This is a genomic window from Streptomyces sp. NPDC048295 (assembly GCF_040652135.1).
Taxonomy (GTDB): Bacteria; Actinomycetota; Actinomycetes; order Streptomycetales; family Streptomycetaceae; genus Streptomyces.
Genome location: NZ_JBEZLL010000001.1, coordinates 386,457 through 410,567 on the forward strand (window position 1 = coordinate 386,457; position 24,111 = coordinate 410,567).

The window sequence follows — 24,111 nt, forward strand, 5'->3', positions numbered from 1 at the left end:
CAGGACCCGGGAGCGGAGGTCCCAGCTTCCGCCGGTGGTCGGTGTGGCGGGCGCGTCGGACACCTCGGTCGGGCCACCCATGGTGATTCCTCCGTGATCGTCGCCGGCCGTCCCGGACCGCCGCGGTCCGCCCCGGCCCGGCCCGGCCGTCTCGTGCCCCTGTTCACGCATCGCCGCCACCCGCTCCCCGCACTCCCGCGCAGACGGCCCGGGGCCCGGCGGCCCAGCTGGGTCTGCGGTCGGCCGGGGCCGCCGGGGCGGGGCCCGAGGCCGTCCACGGGCCCAGGACGTGTGCCTCCGGCGGGGTGGCGAACGGGCGCGGTCCGCCGTCGGCGTCCACCGTTTCGGCCTCCCTGCGCACCGGGGCGTGCGAGATCAGCTCCAGGTAGATGCCGCGGAATGCCGCGAGGTTCTGTTCGACGGTGAAGAGTTCGAGTGCGCGGGCGCGCGCCGCCGCTCCGAGCCGTGCGCGGCGCTCGGGATCCCGCAGCAGCGCGAGACAGGCATCGGCCAGCGCCCTGGGGTTGCGCGGGGGCACCACGAGCCCGGTGCCGCCGATGACCTCGACGACCGCGCCGACGTCCGTCGACACCGTGGCCCGGCCGCAGAACATCGCCTCGACGAGCCCGGCCGGAAAGCCCTCGACCACGCTGGACAGGACGACGACCCCGCCCGCCGCGTAGGCGTCCGGGAGATCGGCCACCTCGGCCCCGCCGATCTCCTCGAAGGAGACCGGGTTGTCGCCGACGGCATGGGCGTCCGTGGCCTCGTCCGGGAAGAGCTGGGCGGCGAGGGCCCGGCAGTGCGCGAGATACGGGGCACCTTCGGGGCCCGGGGCCGGGGCTCCGATGATCCTCAGCCGGGTGTCCGGTTCGGCCTTCCGTACCTCCGCGAAGGCGTGCAGCAGTGCGATCAGGTCCTTGTCCGGCTCGATCCGGCCGACCCAGACCAGGGTGTCGTCGGGGCCGCTGTCGCCGCCCTCCCCCAGCGCCGTGAAGCGGCCGGACTCCATGCCGGGGTGGACGGTGCGCAGCTTGCCGCGTTCGGCGCCGCACCTTTCCTGCCAGCGGCGGGCATGGGCGTTGCCGGAGGTGACGATCTCGGCCTGCCGGTACACCTCGGTGGCGAGCCGCCCGTGGAAGTGGGCGAGCAGGGCGCGCACCGGCGCGTTCAGCAGGGCGCCGGTCGCGGCGAGGTAGTGCGCCCGCAGCTGCGCGCCGTGCTCGGTGACCAGCAGCGGCACCCCGAAGAAGCGTTTGGCCAGCAGCCCCGGCAGAGCGACGGCTCCGCCGGACGTCGCATGACAGAGATCGACCGCGCCGAGGCCCTCCTCGTCGTACCAGTCGAGCGAGAGCGGGCGGAGCACCCGGTCGAGCTCCCGGGCGAAGGCGAGGAGGTCGGGGACCGTGGCGGTCCGGACGGTGCGCCCGGCGCCCGGGGCGCGGCAGGCCGATTCGAGCAGCCGCACGGCGGTCTCGGAACGGAGGGCCGCGGTGAGTCCGCCGTGCTCGCGGGCCAGATCGGCGAGTCCGTACAGCCCGTCCGTGAACTGCGCGTCCGCGACCGACGTACGCCCTTCGCCGCCCGGTCCGCCGGCGCCCGCGCCCTCGCCGCTCCCCGCGCGGACCGAGGCCGCGAGAGCCGAGAAGTGCGCCGCGAAGCGCCGCCGTTCGCGCCGCCCGTACGAACGGGTGCCCCCGCCCGTCACCATCCGGGCCAGCAGCCCCTTGGCGGGCCGGGTGCCCGGGACGTCCTCGTCGGCCGTCCACAGCGGCGCCGTCCGCACCCGGCCGGCCCGCACCGGGAGCTGGGTCCGGTCCCGCGCCTCCTGTTCGGCGGAGGGGCTGAGCGCGAAGAGATCGAACTCGTGCTGCGCGAGCCCGCGCACCAGACGGTCGCACCAGAGTCTGGACTCACCGGTCGCATACGGGTGACCACCGTCGGTGAGGAGTCCGATCCGCACGAGCACACCCCCGATCTCCCTTGTGGGCGGCCGCCGTTGAAATGGCGGCTCACAGCGGGACGACCGTAAGCGGATACGCCGGTGGTGCGACGGACGGTTGTCCGTCGCACCACCGAAAGGGGTGAACCGTCGTAACTTTCCCGCTCCGACAGCGTTCTGTCGCGCTATGGGAACGATCGGTCACGCAGGGTCAGGCAGCGGCCAGCTCCTTGCGGGCCGCGCGGCGCACCGTCGCCAGCGCCGGGTCGAGTGCGGGGACGGCCGCCAGGAGCTGCTTGGTGTACGGGTCCCGGGGGTTCCCGTACACCTCGTCCACCGCGCCCTCCTCGACGATCCGGCCCTGCCGCATGACGGCGACCCGGTCGCTGACCTGCCGTACGACGGCGAGGTCGTGCGCGATGAAGACCAGGGCGAGCCCCAGTTCCCGCTGGAGCTCCGCGAGCAGGGCGGTCACCTGGGCCTGGGTCGTCACATCGAGCGCGGAGACGGCCTCGTCGCAGACGATCAGCTCCGGCTCGGCGGCCAGCGCGCGGGCGATCCCGACGCGCTGGCGCTGTCCGCCGCTGAACTCGTGCGGGTAGCGGTCGTAGCTCTCCGGGGCGAGCCCGACCCGGGTCAGCAGATCCCGCACCCGTGCCCTGATCACCGTCTCGTCGCGCTGCCCGGAGGCCCGCAGCGGGTCGGCGACCGACTCGCCGATCGAGCGGCGCGGGTTGAGCGAGGAGACGGGGTCCTGGAAGACCATCTGGACCCGGGCGTCGCGGGTGAGCCGCCCCGAGGTGGGTTCCAGCAGTCCGACGAGCATCCGCCCGAGGGTGGTCTTGCCGCTGCCGCTCTCCCCGACGATGCCGAGGGTCTCGCCGCGTCGCACGGTGAGGGAGACCCCGTCGACGGCGGCCGACGCGCTCCTCCCCCGGCCGAACACCTGCCGGAGGTCGACGGCTTCGACGAGCGGGGCGCCCGTGTCGTCCGCCGGCTTCGTGCCCGAGGGCGTCCGCGACCGCGTCACCCGGGGCACCGCTGCCAGCAACGCCTTCGTGTACGGCTCGCGCGGGGCCACGAGCACCTCGCCCACCGGCCCCCGTTCCACCGCCCGTCCCGACTGCATCACCAGCACCTCGGACACCGACTCCGCCGCCACGCCCACGTCGTGCGTGACCAGCAGCAGCCCCATGCCCGTCTCGTGGCGCAGATCGTGCAGCAGGTCCAGGATCTGGGCCTGGACGGTGACGTCCAGGGCGGTCGTCGGCTCGTCGGCGATGAGCAGCTGGGGCTCGCAGGCCAGGGCCATCGCGATCAGCGCCCGCTGCCGCATCCCGCCGGAGAACTCGTGCGGCCTGGACCGGGAGCGCCGTACCGCGTCGGGGATCCCGACCCGGTCCAGCACCTCCACCGCCCGCGCCCGCGCCGCCCGTCGGGAGGCCCGGTTATGGACCCGGTACACCTCGGCGATCTGGTCGCCCACCGCGTAGTACGGGTCCAGCGAGGACAGTGGGTCCTGGAACACCATCGCGGCCTTCGCACCGCGCAGGGCCCGGAGTTCCGCGTCGTCCGCGGCCGTCACGTCCACCCCGGCGACCCGGATCGAGCCGCCGACCTTCGCACCGGTCCCCCGGTGCAGTCCGAGCAGGGCGTACGCCGAGGCGCTCTTGCCGGAGCCGGACTCGCCGACCACCCCGAGCGCGCCGCCGGCCTCCAGCGAGAACGACAGCCCGTCCACCGCCTGTACCCCGCCGAACGAGACCGAGAGATCCGAGACTTCGACCAGGCTCATGCCAGCACCACCCGTCGGTCGGCCATCGCCTGGAGGATGTCGGCGACGGCATTGGCGAGGACGACGAAGAATCCGGTGACGAGCACCAGACCGACGACCACCGGAAGGTCCACGTGCTTCACGGCGTCGACGAGTTCACGGCCGACCCCCGGAATCCCGAAGAGCGATTCGGTGAGGACGGCGCCGCCGAACATCGAGCCGATGTCCAGTGCGCCGAGCGCGATCACCGGCGCCAGCGCACCGCGCAGCGCGTGCCGTCCCACGAGCGCCCGTTCGCCGACCCCGTACGCCCTGAAGGTGCGCACATGGTCCTCGGCCAGGGTCTCCAGCATCGAGGCCCGGGTCATCCGGGCGTACGGCGCCGCCGACACCAGCGCCAGTGAGATCCAGGGCAGCAGCAGGTTCCAGGCCCACTGCTCCGGATCCTCGGTGAGTGGTACGTAGTCCGGGAACGGCAGGATCTGGAGCGCCGTGACCAGGACGATGATCAGCAGCAGACCGATGACGAAGACCGGTGTCGCCATGCCCGCCAGGGTGATCCAGGTGAGGACGCGCTCGGTGAGCCGGCCGCGCCGCCACACCGAGAGCAGCCCGGTGCCGACCCCGAGCAGCATCCACAGCACGAAGGCGCCCAGCGCGAGCGAGGCGGTGGCCGGGAGCTTGGCCAGGATCAGCTCGGTGACCTGCTGGTCGCTCTGGTACGAGAGCCCCAGGCAGGGCGCCTGGCAGTGCAGCACCCCGGTCCCGGTCGAGTAGTCGCGGCCGGAGAAGAGTCCCTGGAGGAAGTGCGCGTACTGCATGTACAGCGGGTCGCCCAGGTGCAGTTGTTCGCTGACCTGTGCCACCTGTGCCGGCGAGCAGCGCGGACCGCAGGCGATCTGCGCGACGTTGCCGGGGGCGACGTAGAAGGCCGCGTAGACGACGACACTGAGGGCGAGCAGCACGAAGACCGCCCCGCCGAGGCGTCTGAGCAGGAACCACTTCACGCGTCGGCCTCCTTCTTCCGGCCGGTGCCGATCCGCAGCCGGGACTCGGCGCGCGGGTCGAGCGCGGTGCGTACGCCCTCGCCGAGGACGGTCAGCGCCAGCACGGTGACGAAGAGCAGCACCGCGGGGATCAGCAGATAGGTGGGCGCCGCCTGGTACCAGGTGTCGGCGTCGCTGAGCATCTGTCCCCAGGACGGCGTGGGCGGCTTGATGCCCACGCCGAGGAAGGACAGGGCCGCCTCGACGACGATGTTCGACGGGAAGAGCAGCACCGCGTAGGTGATGACGGGCGCGGCCAGCGCGGGCAGCAGTTCGCGCCTGGCGATCTGCCAGGAGCTCCAGCCGCTGAGCCGGGCGGCGGCGACGTGGTCGCGCGATTTCAGCGAGAGCGTCTGGGCGCGCACGATCTTCGAGGTCCCTGACCAGCCGACCAGGCCGATGATCACGGCGATCAGGACCGGGCGGGGGAAGCTCGTGGGTACGACGGCGAGCGCGCCGAGCGCGATCACCATGACGGGCAGCGCGACCACGACGTCGGTGACCCGGCTGAGCGCCTGGTCGACGAAGCGGTTGCCGAGCCCGGCCGCGAGCCCGATGCCGACTCCGATCAGCACCTGGAGCAGGGTGGCCGCGAGCGCGACGCCGAGCGAGACCCGGGCCCCGTACACGACGCGGGCGAACAGGTCGCGTCCGGTGAGCGGTTCGACGCCGAGCCAGTGCTCGGCGCTGATCCCGCCGAAGGAGCCGATCGGCACCCCGCCGGTGGCGGAGTCGACGAGATCGGGGTGGTAGGTGGTGGGGTCCTGGCCCTCGATGCCCGCGAGCAGCGGGGCGGCGAGCGCGGCCAGGACCAGCAGGGCGACGACCGCCGCCGCCACGAGGGCCGCGCGCCGGGCACGCAGCCGCCGCCAGAACGGACTGGCCCCGGAGGCGGGGACCGGAACGGCCCCCGCCTCCTCGGCCGGAAGTGCTTCTGCCATGGCTACTTGACCGCGACCTGCGAGATGTCGAGCACGCCGGTCCAGTCGCTGATCACGACGTTCTTGACGGCCTCGCCGTACAGGCGCTTGTAGACCGGGTGGAACAGCGGCACGGTCAGCGCCTGCTCACCGACCTTCTTGTCGAGCGCGCCCCAGCGCTTCGCGGCGGCGTCCAGGTCGGTCAGCTTGTTGATCTCGTCGATCTCCTTGTTGACCGCGGGGTCGTTCAGCTGGCCGGAGTTGAAGTTGTATCCGGACCTGACGATCTGGCGCCCGTCGAAGATCGGCGCGAAGAACGGGCCGCCGGACGGCCAGTCCGCGCCCCAGCCGCCGAGGAAGAAGCCGGGCTCGCTCTTCACGTTGTAGACCGTGTCGGAGTAGTCGTTGGACTCCAGACCCCGGAGCTCGACGGTGATTCCGGCCTTCTTCAGCGCTTCCTGGAGCGCGGTGGCGATCTCCGGGCTGGTGGCGAAGTCCTTGTCGTTGGAGTGCGTGAGGGTGACGGTCAGCCCCTTGGGGTAGCCGGCCTCCTTGAGCAGCTCCTTGGCCTTGGCCGGGTCGCCGTTCTTCCCGGCCGGGAAGTGGTCGTACGGCGTGTGGCCGAAGGCCGCCTGGTCGGGCAGGAAGGTGGTGGCGGGCTCGGCGAGCGAGGAGCCGCCGGCCGCGTTGACCACGGAGGAGCGGTCGACGGCGTACGAGATCGCCTGGCGCACCTTCGGGTTGTCGAACGGCTTCACCTTCGGGTTGAAGGCGATGTAGTTGGTGTAACCGAAGTGTCCGGTGCCGACGCGGGCGGCGAGCTTCTTGTCGCCGGTGACCTTGGCGAGCTCGGCCGGACCCAGGTTGGTGTCGGTGGTGACGGCGGCGGCGTCGGCGCCCTGCGACGCGGACAGCCGCTGGTTGATGACGGCGGAGTCGAGCCCGGAGCGCACATCGATCCGGTCGGGGTAGGCCTTGCGCTCCTCGTCGGTCGCCGCCGACCAGTGCGGGTTGCGCTCCAGGATCAGGCGCTCGCCGTCGCCCTCGTTCTTGACGACCTTGTACGGGCCCGAGGAGACCGGGTGCTCCTCGTACTTGGTGCCGGTGTCCTTGGCCTTGGGCACCGGGGTGGTCTGGGTCTGCGTGGCCAGGAAGGGGAACTCGCCCTCCGGCTTGTCGAGGTGGAAGACGATGGTCTTCGCATCGGGCGTCTCGATCGAGTCGAGGCCCTTCTTGTCCTTGTACGGGCCCTGGTAGTCCGCGCCGCCGATCAGCCAGTCGCGCAGGTAGGGCGCGCCGCCGGAGAGTTCGGCGGCGAAGGAGCGCTCGATGCCGTACTTGATGTCGGCACTGGTGATCGCGGTGCCGTCCTCGTACTTCAGGCCGTCCTTGAGGGTGTACGTCCACACGGTGGCGTTCTTGCTGGGCGTGCCCAGGTCGGTCGCGAGGTCGGGGACGACCTTCGCGCCGGCGGCGCCGTCCTCCCGGTTGCGGGTGGTGAGCGTGCGGAAGACCAGGGACGGGACGTTGCCGCCGCCGGAGGTGTAGAGCCGCGCGGGGTCGAAGTCCTCCTGCGGCTTGCTGTTGAGGACGGTGAGCGTGCCGCCCTTCTCCGGCTTGCCCGCCGCGCCGGAGCCGCTGTCGCCGCCCTTGTTGTCCTTGGGCCCGCAGGCCGCGGCACCCGCCGCCACGACGAGTACTGCGGTGGCCGCTGCCACGCGGCGCGATATGACGGACGGTTGACGCATCGGAAGATGACCTCTCGGGTGTACTGCCTGGGGAAAGGGAAGGAAGGATTTCCGCGCGGGCAGCGACGAGAGCGGGTGCACACAGCCGGTCGACGGTGGGAGAGGTCGACCGGAGACACCGGACTGCCGCGCCTGCGGACGGAAGACGCCCGGGCGCGGCGGTCATGCGTGACGGACCCGGCCCCTCAGGGACCGGACCGCGGACGGACGCGCGCTCGGGCAGGCGTCAGCAACAGTCGATGTCGGCGACACTGTGCCCGGTCACACCGATGAGCGCCAGCTCTATGACTGCGCGATCGGGGAGGACGGGGCCGTGTGACATGCCGAGAAATATGGATCACCGCCCAGGGGATGTCAACGCGAATTGAGACAGTCATCTCACCATGCGGACGCGACAGAGGCATGCATACGCCGGTTCCGCATACGACGGCGGGGCCCGGCATGAGGAAGGGGCGGACCCGTCACACCCGTGGGCCCGCCCCGTTCCGACTCAACTGGTCGGATACACCCAGGCGTTGGGCCGGCATTTGATTCCGTCGATGTTCAGGGACTTGGTCTGCTGCTGCATCACCGGAGCGAGGGCCCCGCGCGTGCCGCAGCTCACATGGTTGTGCCCCAGCCGGTGGCCGACCTCATGGTTGATCAGCATCTGGCGGTAGGCGAAGAGTTTGTCCGGTCCGAAGGTCGACGAGCCCTGGGCCCAGCGGTAGGCGTTGATCATCACGCGCTCGGTCGCCGCGGAGTCGCAGCTGACGTTGTCCACCGTCGTGTCCAGACCCGACTTCGCGCACCAGTCGCCGGTGGTCCCGGGGCTGGCCAGGGTGATCACGAAATCGGGGTCGTCGGCGGAGACCCGCTCGAACGTCATCGCCCCGTCGTGCGCCCAGCTGCGGTCGTCGTTGAGCGTCTCCTGGACGGCCCTGGCGAAGAGCGCGGTGTCGAGACCGAGCCCCTTCTCGACATCGATCCGGTAGCGGTACTTGTGCCCGCGGCCCGGGGCCTTCGCCGTGCCCGGAATCGTCTCGAACTTTCCGGACGCCTTCAGTTCGGGGGCGAGCGGATAGGCCTTGGCCATCTTCTGGGCGTAGGAGAGCGGCTTGACCCGGACCGGCTCGGGGGTCGGGCGGTCGTCCGAACGGGAGGCGCCGTCGGGGCCCCGGTGGTCGACGCCCGAGGGCTGGGCGGCGGTGGTCCCGCCGCCGCCGTCCTGGGCGACCTGCCCGGCCACCACCACCGCGAGGACCGTGGTCACCGCGGCGGCCGCGATCCCGGTGAAGGTGCGGCCCCTGGCGCCCTTGCCGTCCTTGCCCGGCGCCGTGCCGTCGTCGCTGCCGCCGGGCGGCTGCTCGTCCTGCTCGCCGACCGGTTCGGCGGGGCGGGCCGGCGGGACGGAAGGCCCGCGCGGCGCGGACGGCGCGTCGAAGGCCTCGACGAACTCTCGCCGCGGTCCCGGTATCAGCGGCCGGGTGCCGGGCCGCTGCTGACGGGGCGCCGTCTGCGACGGGGCCGTCCGGTGGCCCGGCTGCGGGACGGTTCCCCAGCCGCCACCGGGTTCGTGCTGTTCGGGGTGGCCGCCGCGGACGTGCCCGGCCTGCTGGAAGGGGGCGTGCCCGTCGGATCCGGCCGGTTCGTCTCCCTGCCTGCGGCGGCGCCCGGTGCCGGGGCCCGGCCGGGCGCCCGCGCGCTCACCGGCCGTGTCCGCGGTGGCGGTCTCGATCTCGGGCCCCGAGGGTTTGGGGCCCTTTCGGCTATGTCGTCCCACGCCCCGGATCAGCTCCCGCCGCGTTCGTCGAGCAGTTCCCGGAAGGCCTGGGCGACCGCCTCCGGGTACTCCATCATCGCCACGTGCCCCGCGTCGGGCAGGGTCAGCAGCCGTGAATCACGGAAGGCCGCGGACGCCTTGCTCGCCATCCGGTACGAGACGAGCTGGTCCCGTCCGCCGTACACGAGCTGGGTAGGTGCGAGCACCCGCTCGGCCTGGCGCCACAGTCCGTGCTGCCCGCCGAGCGTGTACGCGTCGACAATGCCACGTGCCGAGCGTGTCATCGCGTCCCAGAAGTACGGCAGCCCCATCCGGCGCTCGGTTTCGGCCACCGCTTCACGGAAGCCCGCCTCGGAGACGCGCCCCGGATCGCCGTAACAGAGCGCCATCACACCGCGGGTGCGGTCCTCCGCGGACCAGTCCCTGGTCATCCGGGCGAACAGGCCCGCGACTCCGGGCACGGCGAGCAGCCCCGTCGGCAGGGCCGAGCGCTGCACCCGGATCTCGGGGAGCGCGGGCGAGACGAGGGTGAGGGTGCGCACCAGGTCGGGGCGGACCGCGGCGACCCGGGTGGCCACCGCCCCGCCGAGCGAATTGCCGAACAGGTGCACCGGACCGCGCTCCTCGGCGTCGAGGAAGCGGATCACGGCGCGGGCGTGCCCGGTGACCGAGTAGTTCCCGTCGTCCGGCGGCGGGGAGTCACCGAATCCGGGCAGGTCGACCGCCTCGCCGTCCACCACGTCCTGGAGCAGCGGCATCAGCGCCGACCAGTTCTGCGAGGAGCCGCCGAGCCCGTGCACATAGAGCGCGGGCGGCAGCCCGGTCCGCTCCGGCGGCCGGGAGCGGACGTTCAACGTCAGCCCGGGCAGCGCGACGGAGCGGAGCTCCTCCCCCTCCGCGACCCGGACGGCGCTGACCGCCGGGGACACCGCGGCGGCGACGGCACGGACTCCCGGCAGCTCGGTCGAAGACATGCGGCAATGTTACGAGACGATCACACCTCGATTCGTGTGTTCGCCGTCACAGACCGCGTAGCGGCCCGGGGGCGCAGCTCCTACGCTCGAAGCAAGGAAGGGAGTCACCATGACGGTCGACCCCAGTGACCCGGAGACCTTCGAGGACGTCCAGCCGGACGAGCCGGACGAGGAGACACCCCGGGCGGACGCCGCCGAGCAGCGGGCCGATCTCCAGCAGGAGCACGACGAACCGCTCACGGACATCGACCGGGACAGTGCCAACGAGGCCGATGCGGCGGAACAGGCCCGCGTCGTGACACAGGATGAGGACGATTACCGCTGATACAAACTGCTTTGTCCTGGCGGCCGGGCAACCTGTGGCTACCGCAGCCGTCCGGTCCATGAAATTCTGCGTCCGCGCCGCGCACACCCGGGTTACCCAAAAGTACGATGGCTGTACGGCGCAGCGTGCACGGAAATGCTGTGTCCGATCACAAATTTGGGAGGCGGCGTGACAGCCATCGAGCAGACCGAGGCGGCGCGCCCGCGGGGCACTCGCCTGCCTCGCCGCGCCCGACGCAATCAGTTGCTGGGCGCCGCGCAGGAAGTCTTCGTGGCGCAGGGCTACCACTCCGCCGCGATGGACGACATCGCCGAGCGGGCCGGGGTCAGCAAGCCGGTGCTCTACCAGCACTTCCCGGGGAAGCTGGAGCTCTACCTGGCCCTTCTCGACCAGCACTGCGAGTCGCTTCTCCAGGCGGTCCGTACGGCTCTGGCCTCGACCACCGACAACAAGCTCCGGGTCGCCGCGACGATGGACGCGTACTTCGCGTACGTCGAGGACGAGGGCGGCGCCTTCCGGCTGGTCTTCGAGTCCGACCTGACCAACGAGCCCGCGGTGCGCGAGCGCGTCGACCGGGTGTCGCTGCAGTGCGCGGAGGCGATCTCCGACGTCATCGCCGGTGACACGGGACTGTCCAAGGACGAGTCCATGCTGCTCGCGGTCGGCCTGGGCGGCGTCTCCCAGGTGGTCGCCCGCTACTGGCTCTCCAGCCGGTCCGCCATTCCGCGGGACACGGCGGTCCAGCTGCTCACCTCGCTGGCCTGGCGGGGCATCGCGGGCTTCCCGCTGCACGGCATCGATCAGCACTGACCGGTTCGCCCGGCGCGGCCGCCGTCCGTGTTCGCTGCGGGCGTTGCCCGCCGACCACTGGCGGCTCCCCTCAGCGGGCTAATGTGTGCTGCGTACGGCGCGGCTCACCGCGCAGGGACTGACCGTCGGAGGGACATAGCCGTGGAGGTCAAGATCGGGGTGCAGCACACGCCCCGGGAGATCGTTCTGGAGAGCGGGCTTTCCGCCGAAGAGGTCGAGAGCACCGTCGCGGCGGCTCTCACCGGTAAGGCGCAGCTGCTCAGCCTCACGGACGACAAGGGCCGCAAGGTCCTGGTGCCGGCCGACCGGATCGCTTACGTGGAGATCGGCGAGCCCAGCACGCGTCGTGTGGGGTTCGGCGCGCTGTAGGCAGCACGCTCCGAGCAGTGACCGTGGCAGCGGCCCGGCGGGACTTCCCGCCGGGCCGCTGCCCGTTGCCGTTCCTGGCGATCGCTGTGCGAACCCTGTGCCGAGGAGGGTTGCATTCCGCGACCGGCGGGTAGTACCGCTGATGACCGATTCAGGTCAGGCCCTACCCGCCCCGCAACTCGCGAGGTGATCTTCTGTGATCCTGGAACCACTCGGCTCCGTCGTGCTCGGGCTCGTCCTCGCCTGGGCGGCGCTCCGCTCCCTGCCGCACCGGCTCCCGTCCCGCCGTGCCGTCTTCACCACCGGCGCCCTGGGAGCCCTGTTCGGCTCGTTCCTCATGCACTCGGTGCTGGGCCCGGGCCATGTCGTGGCCACGCTGGTCGGCGCGGCACTGATCGGGTCCGTGACGCTCTCGCTGCTGGTACGCCCCCGGAGCCGCCCGCTGAGCCGATCAGCGGCGGCCTGAGGCCGGCCCGGCGGACCGGCCCCCGGTGAGCCCGCTACGCGGCCAGGCCCAGCGCGGCCATGCGCTTGGTGTGCGCCTCGGTGATCCGCGAGAACATCCGCCCGACCTCCGCCAGGTCGAAGCCGTCCGCCACACCGCCGACGAGCATCGTCGACAGCGCGTCGCGGTCGGCCACCACGCGCTGCGCCTGGGAGAGCGCCTCGCCCATCAGCCGGCGGGCCCACAGCGCGAGTCGGCCGCCGACGCGCGGGTCGGCCTCGATCGCGGCGCGCACCTTCTCGACGGCGAAGTTCCCGTGCCCGGTGTCGTCGAGCACGGCGAGGACCAGCGAGCGGGTGTCCGAGTCGAGGCGGACCGCGACCTCGCGGTAGAAGTCACTGGCGATCGAGTCACCGACGTACGCCTTGACCAGGCCCTCCAGCCAGTCCGACGGTGCGGTCTGGCGGTGGAAGTCGTCGAGCGCCCTGGCGAAAGGCTCCATCGCGCCGGTCGGCTCCACCTCGATCGCGGTCAGCCGGTCGGTGAGCCGCTCGAAGTGATGGAATTCGGCGGAGGCCATCTTTGCCAGCTCCGCCTTGTCCGCCAGCGTCGGCGCGAGTTTGGCGTCCTCGGCGAGCCGCTCGAAGGCCGCCAGCTCCCCGTACGCGAGTGCTCCCAGCAGGTCCACGACCGCTGCCCGGTACTGCGGCTCCACCGACGCGGTGGCCCAGTCCTGGGCGGCGATTCCGGTGGGTTCAGGGGTTTCAGTGGCGTTGTCAGGCGTCTCCATGGAGCGCAGAATAGCCCGCCCGGCGGGGGACGGAAGGGCCTGGCCGGTCAGTGACATCACACCGTTCCGATGAATTCGCCCAACACACATGCGCGAATCCGGGGTACAGTGGTATTGCGCCTACTGAGTATTTTGGATGTACCGGTGGCGTGAAAATGGTGAAAACGAATGAGGATGCCCGGTCGGTGGCCCGATCGGCTCCGACCCGACAGCCCTCCACGCGGGTCGTACGACACGTACGACCGCAGATGAGGGGCCCCCTCAGCGGCACGAGCGCTCGAGCGACGGCAGTGGTCCCGCGCCACCCGGCCCATCCACGGCCGGATGACCAACCCCGGCACGGTACGACCCCCAGCGTTCGCCTCGGACCGCGTCTCACAGAAGAGGCAGCACCCTGACTACGTTTCGTGAACTCGGGATTCTTCCCGAGACGGCCGAGGCCCTTGAAGCCGTCGGCATTGTGTCCCCGTTCCCCATCCAGGAGATGACGCTCCCCGTCGCGCTCTCCGGCTCCGATGTCATCGGTCAGGCCAAGACCGGCACCGGCAAGACCCTCGGTTTCGGTCTGCCGCTGCTGGAGCGCGTCACCGTCCCCGCGGACGTCGAGGCGGGCCGGGCCCGGCCCGAGGAGCTGACCGAGGCGCCGCAGGCGCTCGTCGTCGTCCCCACCCGTGAGCTGTGCCAGCAGGTCACCAATGACCTGCTCACCGCCGGCAAGGTGCGCAACGTCCGGGTTCTCGCGATCTACGGCGGCCGGGCGTACGAGCCGCAGGTCGAGGCCCTGAAGAAGGGCGTCGACGTGATCGTCGGCACCCCGGGCCGGCTGCTCGACCTGGCCGGACAGCGCAAGCTCGACCTCTCGCACGTCCGTGCGCTGGTGCTCGACGAGGCCGACGAGATGCTCGACCTGGGCTTCCTGCCCGATGTCGAGCGGATCATCACGATGCTTCCGGCGAAGCGGCAGACGATGCTGTTCTCGGCGACCATGCCGGGCGCCGTCATCGGACTCGCGCGCCGCTACATGTCGCAGCCGACGCACATCCGCGCCACCTCGCCCGACGACGAGGGCGCGACCGTCGCGAACATCTCGCAGCACGTCTACCGGGCCCACTCGATGGACAAGCCGGAGATGGTCTCCCGCATCCTGCAGGCCAACGGCCGCGGACTTGCGATGATCTTCTGCCGCACCAAGCGCACCGCGGCCGACATCGCCGAGCAGCTGGAGAAGCGTGGCTTCGCTTCCGGCGCGGTCCACGGCGACCTCGGCCAGGGCGCCCGCGAGCAGGCGCTGCGCGCCTTCCGCAACGGCAAGGTGGACGTGCTCGTCTGCACCGACGTCGCGGCGCGCGGTATCGATGTCGAGGGTGTCACCCACGTCATCAACTACCAGTCGCCGGAGGACGAGAAGACCTACCTCCACCGCGTCGGCCGGACCGGTCGCGCGGGTGCCAAGGGCATCGCGGTCACGCTGGTCGACTGGGACGACATCCCGCGCTGGCAGCTGATCAACAAGGCGCTCGACCTGAAGTTCAACGACCCGGTCGAGACGTACTCCACCTCGCCGCACCTCTTCGAGGAGCTCGACATCCCGGCCGGCACCAAGGGTGTCCTGCCGCGCGCCGAGCGGACCCGGGCGGGTCTGCGGGCCGAGGAGATCGAGGACCTCGGCGAGACGGGCGGCCGCGGCCGCAAGTCCGCCCCGGCGCCCGCCGTCCGCGAGGAGCGCGCGCCGCGTACGCCGCGTCAGCGTCGCCGCACCCGGGGCGGCTCCGCCGTCGAGGAGGCGCCCGCCACCGCCACCGCCGCCGCGCCGGCCCCGGCGGCCGAGGCCGCCGACGCCCCGTCGGAGCCGCGTACGCCGCGTCGCCGTCGCCGCACCCGGGTCACAGCCGCGGACGCCGCGGCCGAGGCCGTGATGAACGCGGTGGAGGCCGTGGTCGAGGTCGAGGTGGCGCCGAAGGCCGCCAGGACCGCGGTCGAGGACGCGCCCGTCACCGAGACCAAGCCGCGCCGCCGCCGCGCCCGCGTGGTCAAGCCGGCCGAGGACGAGGTCGACTTCCAGATCGCGCCGATCTCCGAGCCGGTGGCCGAGACGAGGACGGTGACCAAGCCGCGCCGCCGCCCCCGCGTCGTCAAGCCGGCCGAGGACGAGGTCGACTTCCAGATCGCGCCGATCTCCGAGCCCGTCCCGGAGACCAAGCCGCGACGCCGCACCCGTGCGGCCGCCAAGCCGAAGACGGAGGCCGTGGCCGAGGCCCCGGTCGCCGAGGGCGAGGCGAAGCCGCGCAGGCGCCGGGCGCCGCGCGCCGCCGCCGCGAAGACCGAGGGCTGAGCGGCCACCGATCGAAGAGCCTGATCCGCCGGACGGGCCCGAGGACATCCTCGGGCCCGTCCGGCGTTCGTGCACCTCGCTTCTGCCCGTCCGGCCCGTCACGGCATAACCTCGTCCCATGAGCCGGCCGCACACCTTCACCCCGCCCCCCTGCGCCCATGCCCGTCAGCTGCGCACGCCGCGCGGCGACTTCGCCGTGCTGGACGCCTCGCCGTCCGGCGCCGTGCGCGGCACCGCCCTCCTGCTGCCCGGGTACATGGGCAGCAAGGAGGACTTCATCGCGCTCCTCGAACCGCTCTCGGCCGCCGGGTACCGGATCGTCGCCGTGGACGGCCGCGGACAGTACGAGACCGACGGGACGGACCGTCAGGAGAGCTACACACAGGGCGAGTTGGCCCTCGATGTGCTCGCCCAGGCGGCCGCCCTCGACGCGGGCGGCGAAGGCACCGTGCATCTTCTGGGGCACTCGCTCGGCGGGCAGATCGCCCGTGCCGCCGTGCTGCTCGACGCCTCGCCGTTCCGTTCGCTGACGCTGATGTCCTCCGGTCCCGCCGAGGTCGTCGAGGCCCAGCAGCTCAAGGTGAAGGTGCTCAGCGACGCGCTCGCGACGCTGAGCATGGCCGAGGTGTGGGAGGCGATGCGCGCCCTCGACCCGCCGGAGGAGGCGGCGACGGACGGCGAGGGCCTGCGCCGCCGCTGGCTGCGCCACCGGCCCGCCCAGCTGATCGCCACCGGCCGCCAGCTGGTGACCGAGCCGGACCGGGTGGCCGAACTCGCCGCCGTACGGCTGCCGGTCCATGTGCTCTCCGGCGAGCGCGACGACACCTGGCCGGTGCCGCTGCTCGACGGGATGGCGCGGCGGCTCGGCGCGCACCGCACCCGGATCGCGGGCGCCGAGCACTCCCCGAACACGGATCGCCCGGAGCAGACCGCGGCGGCGATCGCCGCGTTCTGGGACAGCCTGTAGCCGACGCCGCGAGGGCTCAGTACTGCGACTGGAGGTGCTGCCAGAAGCCGTCGCGCAGCGCCCGCCGCAGATGCGCGTGGCCGCGCAGCGAGTGCTGGAGCAGCCGTTCGGCCTCGACCAGCAGGTCCTGGTCGACCGAGCCCGGCAGGTAGGGGTGTCCGGGCAGCAGATCGGCGAGGGACTCGCGGCCCCGTGCGGCCAGCCAGGCGGCGGCGATCTGCGCGCCGACGAAGCGGACGTCCTCGCGCGCGGGGGCGGGGGTGTCGTCCTCGTAGGTGGTGACGGGGCGTCTGGTGACGTAGGGACGGCAGAAGTCCAGGTCGAAGGTGCGCTGGCTGTCGACCTCCCAGAGCAGCGGTTCGGCCTGGTTGCGCCCCTCCCCCGCCTCGATGCCCCACAGGTGCACCCGGGCCCCGTACCCCTGCGCCGCCTCCACCGCGGAGACCAGGTCCTCGTCGCCGCCGACCAGTGCGGCGTCGCTGATGGCGCGGTGCCGGGCGAGCGATTCCAGGTCGGTGCGGATGAGTGAGTCGACGCCCTTCTGCTGGTTGTTGGCGTTGAGGTTGCCGAGCCTGACCTTGACGTCGGGGAGTTCGGCGATGGACTGCTGTTCGGCGGTGTGGATGCGCCGCCTGGCTCCGTCGTACCAGTACACACGCAGCAGCCTGCTGTCCGCGAAGATCGTCCGGGCCTTGTCGATGAAGGCCTCGATCAGTCCTTCCGCGTCGAGGTCGAAGGAGCGGCGGTCCTCGGTGCCGGTGACGAGCAGTCCGGCCGCGGCGTACACATAGCCCGCGTCCACGAAGATCGCGTGGGTCGAGGGGGTCTTCGACACCTCGGCGAGCATGCGCTGGAGCAGCTCGTTGGTGCGGTCCAGGCGCTCGCGGATCTCTGCCTCGTTCATTCGGGCCTCGTCGTGGACCTCGTCGACCGGTCGTGCTCGGTGACCTGCTGATACTTAGACATCCAAAAAATTTCCTTAGCGTAGGGAATGTTTGCCCGAGGCAAGCCGTTGTACCCCTTGTGGAGCACGGGACGGTGTCCGGTGCTCTCATCCTTGCGGACGGATCATCCGTCCTCCCAGTAGTTCTCCAGCAGGAGGATCAGACGAAGGGAAGCCTTATGCGCTTCGAGATCATGCGACTCGACGACGTCGACGGTACCGCCGTGGACAGCACCGTCGTGGACGCCGCCTCCGTCAACCGGATCGTGCAGCAGGCCGCAGCCATAGGCCAGCGCATCTATATCCGCCCGGCCGACACCTCGGCTTCGTAACGCACGACGACGCACAAAGACGAAGCGCCCCCGTACGGAAGGTCCGTACGGGGGCGCTGTGGTGCCGGGGCGCCGTCAGGGGTTCTGGATGACCTGGGTGACGCCGTTGATGATCTGCTGCACGGCGATGGCGGACAGCATCATTCCGGCGAGCCTGGTCACCAGTACGACACCGCCGTCCTTGATGACCCGGATGATCAGCAACGAGTAACGCATGGTCAGCCAGAGCACGATGTGCATGGCGAGGATCGCCGACCAGACCGAGATCTGGCTGGCCACGGTGTCGGCGTGCTGAACCGCCAGGATCACGGAGACGATCGCACCGGGTCCGGCGAGCAGGGGCATGCCCAGCGGCACGAGCGCCACATTGACGTCCTTGGTCTGCGTCGGCTCGTCGGTCTTGCCGGTCAGCAGGTCGAGCGCGATGAGCAGCAGGAGCAGTCCGCCCGCGATCATCAGGGCGGGTACGGAGACATGCAGGTAGTCGAGGATCTGCTGGCCGAGCAGACCGAAGACGGCGATCACGCCGAAGGCGACGGCGACCGCCTGGAGAGCCATCCTGCGCTGCATCCTGGCGGGTCGGCCCGCGGTGAGCGCGAGGAAGATCGGGGTGATCCCAGGGGGATCCATAATCACAAAAAGGGTGAGAAAGAGGGATCCGAAGACAGCGACGTCGAACACAGTGAGCCTTGCGAGAAGAGAGGAACGGCCTGAAGGAGCGCACCCCGGAGCCATGACGGCGGCCCGACGGCCGGGTGCGCGGAAGTGGAACGTGAAGGTGGAAGGGGCGGTACGTGTACGGGGTCCGCGGTCCGGCCCCTTCGCGTGCGTCGTTACGCGGGGCGGGGTCCGCCGGCTCCCGGCACCGGGAAGGCTCCCGTGGCGCGCCGGGTGATCTCGCCGTAGATCTCCGGGTCGGTGGTGTACTCGCCGAGGCCGACGGTCTTGCGGCTGCCGTGGTAGTCGCTGGACCCGGTGGTCAGCAGCCCCAGGTCGTGGGCGAGCCCGCGCAGCCTGGTCCTGGCCGGCTCGTCGTGGTCCATGTGGTCGACCTCGATACCGTCGAGGCCGGCGGCGGCGAGCCGCGCGATCGAGGACTCGGGCACCACCTCGCCGCGCTTGACGGCGGCCGGGTGGGCGAAGACCGTGACGCCGCCGGCGGCCTTGACCAGCCGGATCGCGTCGAAGGGGTCGAGTTCGTGCTTCTCGGCGTAGGCGCGTCCGCCGTCCGCGAGCCATTCGGGCGTGAAGGCGTCGGAGACGGTCTCGACGACGCCGAGCTCGACGAGTGCGGTGGCGACGTGCGGCCTGCCGACCGATCCGTCCCCGGCGATCCTCGCGACCCGCTCCCACTCGACGGGCACCCCGAGGTCCTGGAGCTTGCGCACCATGGTCCGGGCGCGCGGCACCCGGTCGTCGCGCACGAGTTCGCGCTCGCGGGCCAGCTCGGGCTCGTCGGGATCGAAGAGATACGCCAGCAGGTGCAGTCCCACGCCGTCGATCCGGCAGGAGAGCTCGGCGCCGGTGACGAGGGTGAGCCCCTCGGGAAGGGCGGCGACCGCCTCGGCGTGACCGCGCACGGTGTCGTGGTCGGTGAGTGCGACGACGTCCAGGCCCGCGGCGGCGGCGTTGCGCACCAGCTCGGCGGGGGTGTCCGTGCCGTCCGAAGCGGTGGAGTGGGTGTGCAGGTCGATGCGCACGACGCGTACTCCAGTGCTCGGGGCCGGAAAAGGGGACGTCTCAGGATAACCGGCATTCGAACGGCGCCCGGCCGGGCGCCGCCGGCTCCGGGCTCAGCCGAGCAGGCGCGGGGTGAGCGCCCCGCACGGCACGAGGTCCATCTCGCCCCCGGCCTCGCGCAGATCGGCGAGCACCAGCTCGTCGTACATCAGCAGCCCGGACTGCTCGGGCCAGACGATCGCCCAGAGCCAGAGTCCGCGCGCCTCGCCCGCGAAGACCGCCCGGTCCTCGGGGACCCCCTTGACGTTCCACAGCGGGGTGGGGCGGCCGGCGGCGAGCATCTTGACGTCCGGCGGGCCGTCGACGTCCAGGTAGGGACCGGGGTCGGGGCCGTCGACCCCGGCGTAGCGCGCGCCGAGCCCGACACCGAGTTCCTCGGTGACGAGCAGCAGCTCACCCATGCCGCCGACGGGACCGGGGCCGGAACAGGCCACTGCGGTGGCCCGGCCGCCGCTGCGGTCGTCGCCGGCGATCGCCACTCCGGTGAACAGCCAGCCGACCGGCAACGGCCAGGGCATCCAGACCGGGACCTCGGCCCGGCGCACCACCACCCCCAGCGCTTCGACGCTGGGCGGAATCACCGGCTGCAGCGGCTGCACGCTGCCGTGCACCTCGCACTGCCAGGTGTCGGCGAACAGACCGGGCGCTCTGACCCGGCCTCCGCACTTCGGGCAACTGGGTTCGCCCCTCATAGCGACCAACGGTCCTCCAGGACCGTCGCCGCGTCAAGGAAGATCACCCGTCCGCAGCGAGGCCCCCACCTGCGAAAATAGATGTAACTTGCACTCATTAGCTTCCCTAACTTATTCTGTGCGTATCGCAACGACCTAGTGGAGAGCGAGAAGACCCATGCAGGGAGAGGATCCGTTCGATCAGGGCGCGGGCAGCATCCTGCGCCAGCCGAAGGCCGTCTGGGCCACGGCGGGCGCCTCTGTTGTCGCGTTCATGGGAATCGGCCTGGTGGACCCGATTCTGCCGTCCATCGCCAAGGGCCTGGAGGCGACGCCGAGCCAGGTGTCCCTGCTCTTCACCTCGTACTTCCTGATCACCGCCGTGGCGATGCTCGTCACCGGCTTCGTGTCCAGCCGGATCGGCGGCCGCAAGACGCTCCTGGCCGGTCTCGCGCTCGTCGTCGTCTTCGCCGCGCTCTCCGGCACCTCGTCGTCCGTCGGCGAACTCGTCGGGTTCCGGGCCGGCTGGGGACTCGGCAACGCGCTCTTCGTGTCGACCGCGCTGGCCGTGATCGTCGGCGCCGCGGCCGGCGGCAGCTCCGCGGCGATCCTGCTCTACGAGTCGGCGCTCGGCCTCGGCATGGCCTGCGGGCCCCTGGTCGGCGCCCTGCTCGGTGACGCCAGCTGGCGCTACCCCTTCTTCGGCACGGCCGCACTGATGGCGATCGGCTTCATCTGCATCACGGCGTTCCTGAAGGAACAGCCCAGGCCCGCCCGGAAGACCTCGCTGCTCGACCCGGTCAAGGCACTCGGCCACGGCGGTCTGGCGTCGGTCGCCACCTCGGCGTTCTTCTACAACTACGCGTTCTTCACGATCCTGGCGTTCACCCCGTTCGTGCTGAACATGACGCCGTACAAGTCGGGCGCGGTGTTCTTCGCCTGGGGTCTGCTGCTCGCGGTCTTCTCGGTGCTCGTCGCCCCGCGGCTCCAGGAGCGCTTCGGCTCGCTGAAGGTGCTCGGCGCCTCACTGCTGCTGCTCGCCGTCGACCTGCTGGTCCTGGGATACGGCAACCACACCGCCGCCATCGTCTGCACGATCGTCTCCGGCGCCTTCATCGGCATGAACAACACCGTCTACACGGAGCTGGCGCTCGGGGTGTCGGACGCTCCGCGCCCGGTGGCGAGCGCGGGCTACAACTTCGTCCGCTGGTTCGCCGCGGCCGCCGCCCCGTACCTCGCCCCGAAGATCGAGGAGTGGAGCAACATCCACATCCCGTTCGTGGTCGCGGCCGCCACGGCCGTGGCCGGTGCGGTCGTCGTCTGGATCCGGCGGGCGGCGCTGACCCACGAGGCGGTGGAGCTGGAGCCGAAGCACGCCACCGAGGACGGCGTCACGGTCTTCGCCGACTGACCCCTGCGCCCGCCCCCGCACCGCCCCGCCCGCGGCTCCCCCTCCTGGCCGCGCGGCGGGGCTCTCGCGCGCCCGGCCGGATCGCTGCGCCGTACGGCTCAGTCCAGGGGTACGGAGCCGCGCAGCGGATCACGCAGGTCCGTACCGCGCGAGAGCCAGCGCTCCTGGAGCTCCTGCGCGCCCCTGACCCGCTTCCACGCGGCCTCGTTGTGCGTCATCGGCAGCAGCGGCAGGAACCGCACCGGTTCCATGGGCGCGTCCAGTTCCAGGTCCTCCACCAGGCCCCCGGGCTCGGCGACCAGCACGGAGCTGAACGGAGCCCCGGGCCACAGCGGTTCGCCGACGTCCAGCGAGGCACCCGGCGCCACGATCACCCCCTCGACCTGCGGGGAGGCGGCGAGCACGGCGAGCGGGCGCAGCACCTTGTCGGTGTCGGCGAGCCCGGCGCGCACGGAGAGGACCAGTTCGGCGCGCGGGCCCTTCACCGGGTCCACCAGGGCCGCGGTCGGGTCGGCCATCGGCTGGGCCGACATACCGAGTGTGGCGTAGCGCACCACATCGCCGTCGGCGAAGCGCAGCACCTCGATCCGGTCCGTACCGAGAAACGTCACTGCCGCGCGCGCGTCCGGTTCACCGAGGGCCGTCAGCAGCCGGGCCTCGACCAGAGCAAGAATTTCTCCCATCCAGCGAGCATAGGTCGCGTATGGAACGGGCAAAGTAAGGGATTGGCCGTCAGTCGGCTGATAGTCTTGGCCGCTGGTCGGGGCAGCACGCAGAAGCGTCGCTCTCAGCCCCGACGACACGTCATCCCTCAAGGGGGACCGGCTGGAGGAGGTGGGGCTGCAATGGATCGAAGTCGATCGTGCAGTACCAACCGCTCTTCCGCACTCCGCCTTTCCAGGTGATCTGAAGCCTCCCGGTCGAGGCCCACGGCTTTGCGCACGACGGAAGAGCACTCCTTTTTTGCCTGTCTGTAGCGAACGCCGTCATCGCGCCGCCGCGGTGCCGCCCGCTTTGCGGACGTGAGCACACGTCCTCATTCCGGGCTGTTCCACGTGCCCGACGACGGCCCTCCGTGAAGGAGCCAGCCATGTCGATGATCCGTGACCTGCGCGCCGCCGTGCGCCCGTCCCTGCGCAAGAGCAACGCCCTGCACAACAGTTACGACACCACCCGTGACCCCTCCGCCTCCAGCGCGGTCGTCGACTGCGCGGTCTACCGCGACGGACGGCGCCTGGAGAGCGGCACCTGCCGCACGCCGCACGAGGCGATGCTCCAGGTGCGCGAGGAGGGCGGCTTCGCCTGGATCGGCCTGCACGAGCCGACCGAGGAGGAATTCGCCGGTATCGCCCGGGAGTTCGGGCTGCACCCGCTCGCCGTCGAGGACGCCGTCCACGCCCATCAGCGGCCGAAGCTGGAGCGGTACGACGACACGCTGTTCACCGTCTTCAAGACCATCCACTACGTCGAGCACACCGAGCTCACCGCCACCAGCGAGGTGGTCGAGACCGGCGAGGTGATGTGCTTCACCGGCCGGGACTTCGTCATCACCGTGCGGCACGGCGGCCACGGCTCGCTGCGCGCGCTGCGGCACCGGCTGCAGGACGACCCGGAGCTGCTCGCCAAGGGGCCCTCAGCGGTCCTGCACTCCATCGCCGACCATGTCGTCGACGGCTACATCGCGGTCGCCGGCGCCGTCCAGGACGACATCGACGAGGTGGAGATCGAGGTCTTCTCCGCCCCGGCGAAGGGCAGCTCGCGCGGCTCGGAAGCGGGCCGGATCTACCAACTGAAGCGCGAGGTGCTGGAGTTCAAGCGGGCGGTGGCTCCGCTGCTGCGGCCGATGCAGCTGCTGAGCGAGCGGCCCATGCGGCTGATCGACCCCGACATCCAGAAGTACTTCCGGGACGTCGCCGACCACCTGGCACGGGTGCACGAGGAGGTCGTCGGCTTCGACGAACTGCTGAACTCGATCCTCCAGGCCAACCTGGCCCAGGCGACCGTCGCGCAGAACGAGGACATGCGCAAGATCACGTCCTGGGCGGCCATCGTCGCCGTACCGACGATGATCTGCGGCGTCTACGGCATGAACTTCGACCACATGCCGGAGCTGCGCTGGCGGTACGGCTATCCGATGGTGCTGGGCGTCATCGGGGTGGTCTGCTTCTCCATCCACCGCACCCTCAAGCGCAACGGCTGGCTCTGAGGCACCGTCCCCGGCCGGTCCCATAGAGTTCGGGGCATGACTGCTGCTGCCGCTGACGTGCCGCTGGGCCGGGCCCTCGTCGAGGAGGCCACCAAGAAGTCGGGCCTCATCTGGGTGCGGGGCACCGGACCCGCGCGGGCGCTGTGGCACGTATGGCACGAGGGTGCGGCGCATCTCGTCGGGGACGGCCCCGGCGAGCAGCCGCTCCCGGCCGGGCTCACCGACGGGGCCACCGCCGAGGTGACCGTGCGCAGCAAGGACAAGGGCGGCCGGCTGATCGCCTGGACGGCCGCCGTGACGGAGCTCGCCCCGCACTCCGAGCAGTGGGAGGCCGCGGTCGCCGAGCTCAAGGGCAAGCGGCTGAACGCACCGGACGCCGAGCGGATGACAGAGCGCTGGGCGCGCGAGTGCCGGGTGCTGCGGCTGACGCCCGGCGAGTTCCGTACCCGGCTGCCGGACGGCTCCCAGGCCGCGGCGCCGCTGCCGACGCCCGCGACCACGCGCCGGCCGGTGCCCGCGGGGCTGCCGCGACTGCTCAGGGCGTCCCGCGGCAGGCAGCGCGGGTGAAGGAGCCGCGGGACGCCGCGAGGCCTGCTGCCGGACC

General features: G+C 71.5%; 24 protein-coding genes. 10 read left to right on the plus strand and 14 right to left on the minus strand.

Translation table 11 applies throughout. The features are described from left to right. Positions 1-163: 163 nt before the first annotated feature. The 8 genes from AB0D53_RS01675 to AB0D53_RS01710 all read right to left on the minus strand — a co-directional run bounded on the left by AB0D53_RS01675 (position 164) and on the right by AB0D53_RS01710 (position 10,166). A complete protein-coding gene (locus AB0D53_RS01675; protein ID WP_362438824.1) occupies positions 164-1,963 on the minus strand; it encodes a glycosyltransferase in 1,800 nt (599 codons plus the stop codon). A gap of 190 nt (positions 1,964-2,153) precedes the next feature. Next, on the minus strand, positions 2,154-3,737 hold the full coding sequence (locus AB0D53_RS01680) for an ABC transporter ATP-binding protein (protein ID WP_362438398.1): 1,584 nt from the start codon (positions 3,735-3,737) through the stop codon (positions 2,154-2,156). Next, positions 3,734-4,723, minus strand: a complete 990-nt coding sequence (locus AB0D53_RS01685; RefSeq protein ID WP_362438401.1) for an ABC transporter permease — start codon at positions 4,721-4,723, stop codon at positions 3,734-3,736. The genes AB0D53_RS01680 and AB0D53_RS01685 overlap by 4 nt, the downstream gene beginning before the upstream one ends. Continuing rightward, positions 4,720-5,703, minus strand: coding sequence for an ABC transporter permease (locus AB0D53_RS01690; protein WP_362438404.1), 984 nt, complete (start codon positions 5,701-5,703; stop codon positions 4,720-4,722). Before AB0D53_RS01690 ends, AB0D53_RS01685 begins: the two co-directional genes overlap by 4 nt. Positions 5,704-5,705: 2 nt before the next feature. Then, the gene (locus AB0D53_RS01695) at positions 5,706-7,430 is read right to left on the minus strand and encodes an ABC transporter substrate-binding protein (RefSeq protein WP_362438407.1); all 1,725 of its coding nucleotides are present in this window, start codon (positions 7,428-7,430) and stop codon (positions 5,706-5,708) included. Positions 7,431-7,656: 226 nt separating this feature from the next. Next, a complete protein-coding gene (locus tag AB0D53_RS01700; RefSeq protein ID WP_323138501.1) occupies positions 7,657-7,752 on the minus strand; it encodes an Ms4533A family Cys-rich leader peptide in 96 nt (31 codons plus the stop codon). A gap of 168 nt (positions 7,753-7,920) precedes the next feature. Next, a complete protein-coding gene (locus AB0D53_RS01705; protein WP_362438410.1) occupies positions 7,921-9,192 on the minus strand; it encodes a DUF3152 domain-containing protein in 1,272 nt (423 codons plus the stop codon). Between the two features lie 8 nt (positions 9,193-9,200). Continuing rightward, the gene (locus AB0D53_RS01710) at positions 9,201-10,166 is read right to left on the minus strand and encodes an alpha/beta hydrolase (RefSeq protein ID WP_362438413.1); all 966 of its coding nucleotides are present in this window, start codon (positions 10,164-10,166) and stop codon (positions 9,201-9,203) included. Positions 10,167-10,275: 109 nt separating this feature from the next. On the opposite strand from AB0D53_RS01710, the gene AB0D53_RS01715 reads away from it, so the two are divergent. From AB0D53_RS01715 to AB0D53_RS01730, 4 genes are all read left to right on the plus strand, one after another. Further along, positions 10,276-10,491 carry a hypothetical protein gene (locus AB0D53_RS01715; RefSeq protein ID WP_362438416.1) on the plus strand — a complete coding sequence of 72 codons (216 nt, stop codon included), beginning with the start codon at positions 10,276-10,278 and terminating at the stop codon, positions 10,489-10,491. 168 nt (positions 10,492-10,659) lie between these two features. Then, on the plus strand, positions 10,660-11,301 hold the full coding sequence (locus tag AB0D53_RS01720) for a TetR/AcrR family transcriptional regulator (protein WP_018105511.1): 642 nt from the start codon (positions 10,660-10,662) through the stop codon (positions 11,299-11,301). A 141-nt stretch (positions 11,302-11,442) separates the two neighbouring features. Beyond that, positions 11,443-11,670: a DUF3107 domain-containing protein gene (locus AB0D53_RS01725; RefSeq protein ID WP_329818007.1), complete on the plus strand. Its 228-nt coding sequence runs from the start codon at positions 11,443-11,445 to the stop codon at positions 11,668-11,670. A gap of 196 nt (positions 11,671-11,866) precedes the next feature. Beyond that, positions 11,867-12,136: a hypothetical protein gene (locus AB0D53_RS01730; protein WP_362438420.1), complete on the plus strand. Its 270-nt coding sequence runs from the start codon at positions 11,867-11,869 to the stop codon at positions 12,134-12,136. Positions 12,137-12,170: 34 nt separating this feature from the next. On the opposite strand, the gene AB0D53_RS01735 is transcribed toward AB0D53_RS01730, so the two are convergent. Further along, the gene (locus AB0D53_RS01735; protein WP_329818009.1) at positions 12,171-12,905 is read right to left on the minus strand and encodes a ferritin-like fold-containing protein; all 735 of its coding nucleotides are present in this window, start codon (positions 12,903-12,905) and stop codon (positions 12,171-12,173) included. 484 nt (positions 12,906-13,389) lie between these two features. Between AB0D53_RS01735 and AB0D53_RS01740 the strand changes: the two genes are divergently transcribed. Next, positions 13,390-15,237, plus strand: coding sequence for a DEAD/DEAH box helicase (locus AB0D53_RS01740; RefSeq protein WP_362438425.1), 1,848 nt, complete (start codon positions 13,390-13,392; stop codon positions 15,235-15,237). A 118-nt stretch (positions 15,238-15,355) separates the two neighbouring features. After that, positions 15,356-16,204, plus strand: coding sequence for an alpha/beta hydrolase (locus AB0D53_RS01745; protein WP_362438428.1), 849 nt, complete (start codon positions 15,356-15,358; stop codon positions 16,202-16,204). 16 nt (positions 16,205-16,220) lie between these two features. On the opposite strand, the gene AB0D53_RS01750 is transcribed toward AB0D53_RS01745, so the two are convergent. Next, positions 16,221-17,108, minus strand: coding sequence for an NYN domain-containing protein (locus tag AB0D53_RS01750; RefSeq protein ID WP_072483884.1), 888 nt, complete (start codon positions 17,106-17,108; stop codon positions 16,221-16,223). A gap of 218 nt (positions 17,109-17,326) precedes the next feature. Here AB0D53_RS01750 and AB0D53_RS01755 point away from each other — a divergent pair, with 218 nt between their 5' ends. Then, a complete protein-coding gene (locus tag AB0D53_RS01755) occupies positions 17,327-17,479 on the plus strand; it encodes a hypothetical protein (RefSeq protein ID WP_167359504.1) in 153 nt (50 codons plus the stop codon). 75 nt (positions 17,480-17,554) lie between these two features. Here AB0D53_RS01755 and AB0D53_RS01760 read toward each other — a convergent pair whose 3' ends face one another. The 3 genes from AB0D53_RS01760 to AB0D53_RS01770 all read right to left on the minus strand — a co-directional run bounded on the left by AB0D53_RS01760 (position 17,555) and on the right by AB0D53_RS01770 (position 19,911). Continuing rightward, positions 17,555-18,160: a MarC family protein gene (locus AB0D53_RS01760; RefSeq protein ID WP_362438433.1), complete on the minus strand. Its 606-nt coding sequence runs from the start codon at positions 18,158-18,160 to the stop codon at positions 17,555-17,557. 152 nt (positions 18,161-18,312) lie between these two features. Further along, positions 18,313-19,179, minus strand: coding sequence for a PHP domain-containing protein (locus AB0D53_RS01765; protein ID WP_362438436.1), 867 nt, complete (start codon positions 19,177-19,179; stop codon positions 18,313-18,315). A gap of 93 nt (positions 19,180-19,272) precedes the next feature. After that, positions 19,273-19,911 carry a DUF6758 family protein gene (locus AB0D53_RS01770; protein ID WP_362438439.1) on the minus strand — a complete coding sequence of 213 codons (639 nt, stop codon included), beginning with the start codon at positions 19,909-19,911 and terminating at the stop codon, positions 19,273-19,275. Positions 19,912-20,068: 157 nt separating this feature from the next. Here AB0D53_RS01770 and AB0D53_RS01775 point away from each other — a divergent pair, with 157 nt between their 5' ends. Further along, positions 20,069-21,301, plus strand: coding sequence for an MFS transporter (locus tag AB0D53_RS01775; RefSeq protein WP_362438442.1), 1,233 nt, complete (start codon positions 20,069-20,071; stop codon positions 21,299-21,301). Between the two features lie 98 nt (positions 21,302-21,399). Here the strand turns inward: AB0D53_RS01775 and AB0D53_RS01780 are convergent, their stop codons facing one another. Further along, a complete protein-coding gene (locus tag AB0D53_RS01780; RefSeq protein ID WP_329818016.1) occupies positions 21,400-21,984 on the minus strand; it encodes a suppressor of fused domain protein in 585 nt (194 codons plus the stop codon). A gap of 407 nt (positions 21,985-22,391) precedes the next feature. Here AB0D53_RS01780 and AB0D53_RS01785 point away from each other — a divergent pair, with 407 nt between their 5' ends. Beyond that, a complete protein-coding gene (locus tag AB0D53_RS01785; RefSeq protein ID WP_362438446.1) occupies positions 22,392-23,507 on the plus strand; it encodes a magnesium and cobalt transport protein CorA in 1,116 nt (371 codons plus the stop codon). Positions 23,508-23,543: 36 nt separating this feature from the next. Beyond that, positions 23,544-24,074 carry a hypothetical protein gene (locus AB0D53_RS01790; RefSeq protein WP_362438449.1) on the plus strand — a complete coding sequence of 177 codons (531 nt, stop codon included), beginning with the start codon at positions 23,544-23,546 and terminating at the stop codon, positions 24,072-24,074. Positions 24,075-24,111 lie beyond the last annotated feature (37 nt).

Bases quoted from the DNA above. Each gene is read 5' to 3' on its own strand.
- AB0D53_RS01775 (WP_362438442.1), top strand. From the start codon at position 20,069: ATGCAGGGAGAGGATCCGTTCGATCAGGGCGCGGGCAGCATCCTGCGC.
- AB0D53_RS01755 (WP_167359504.1), top strand. From the start codon at position 17,327: ATGCGCTTCGAGATCATGCGACTCGACGACGTCGACGGTACCGCCGTG.
- AB0D53_RS01690 (WP_362438404.1), bottom strand. From the start codon at position 5,703: ATGGCAGAAGCACTTCCGGCCGAGGAGGCGGGGGCCGTTCCGGTCCCC.
- AB0D53_RS01715 (WP_362438416.1), top strand. From the start codon at position 10,276: ATGACGGTCGACCCCAGTGACCCGGAGACCTTCGAGGACGTCCAGCCG.
- AB0D53_RS01735 (WP_329818009.1), bottom strand. From the start codon at position 12,905: ATGGAGACGCCTGACAACGCCACTGAAACCCCTGAACCCACCGGAATC.
- AB0D53_RS01700 (WP_323138501.1), bottom strand. From the start codon at position 7,752: ATGTCACACGGCCCCGTCCTCCCCGATCGCGCAGTCATAGAGCTGGCG.
- AB0D53_RS01710 (WP_362438413.1), bottom strand. From the start codon at position 10,166: ATGTCTTCGACCGAGCTGCCGGGAGTCCGTGCCGTCGCCGCCGCGGTG.
- AB0D53_RS01745 (WP_362438428.1), top strand. From the start codon at position 15,356: ATGAGCCGGCCGCACACCTTCACCCCGCCCCCCTGCGCCCATGCCCGT.
- AB0D53_RS01740 (WP_362438425.1), top strand. From the start codon at position 13,390: ATGACGCTCCCCGTCGCGCTCTCCGGCTCCGATGTCATCGGTCAGGCC.
- AB0D53_RS01695 (WP_362438407.1), bottom strand. From the start codon at position 7,430: ATGCGTCAACCGTCCGTCATATCGCGCCGCGTGGCAGCGGCCACCGCA.
- AB0D53_RS01750 (WP_072483884.1), bottom strand. From the start codon at position 17,108: ATGAACGAGGCAGAGATCCGCGAGCGCCTGGACCGCACCAACGAGCTG.
- AB0D53_RS01770 (WP_362438439.1), bottom strand. From the start codon at position 19,911: ATGAGGGGCGAACCCAGTTGCCCGAAGTGCGGAGGCCGGGTCAGAGCG.
- AB0D53_RS01785 (WP_362438446.1), top strand. From the start codon at position 22,392: ATGTCGATGATCCGTGACCTGCGCGCCGCCGTGCGCCCGTCCCTGCGC.
- AB0D53_RS01780 (WP_329818016.1), bottom strand. From the start codon at position 21,984: ATGGGAGAAATTCTTGCTCTGGTCGAGGCCCGGCTGCTGACGGCCCTC.
- AB0D53_RS01680 (WP_362438398.1), bottom strand. From the start codon at position 3,737: ATGAGCCTGGTCGAAGTCTCGGATCTCTCGGTCTCGTTCGGCGGGGTA.
- AB0D53_RS01790 (WP_362438449.1), top strand. From the start codon at position 23,544: ATGACTGCTGCTGCCGCTGACGTGCCGCTGGGCCGGGCCCTCGTCGAG.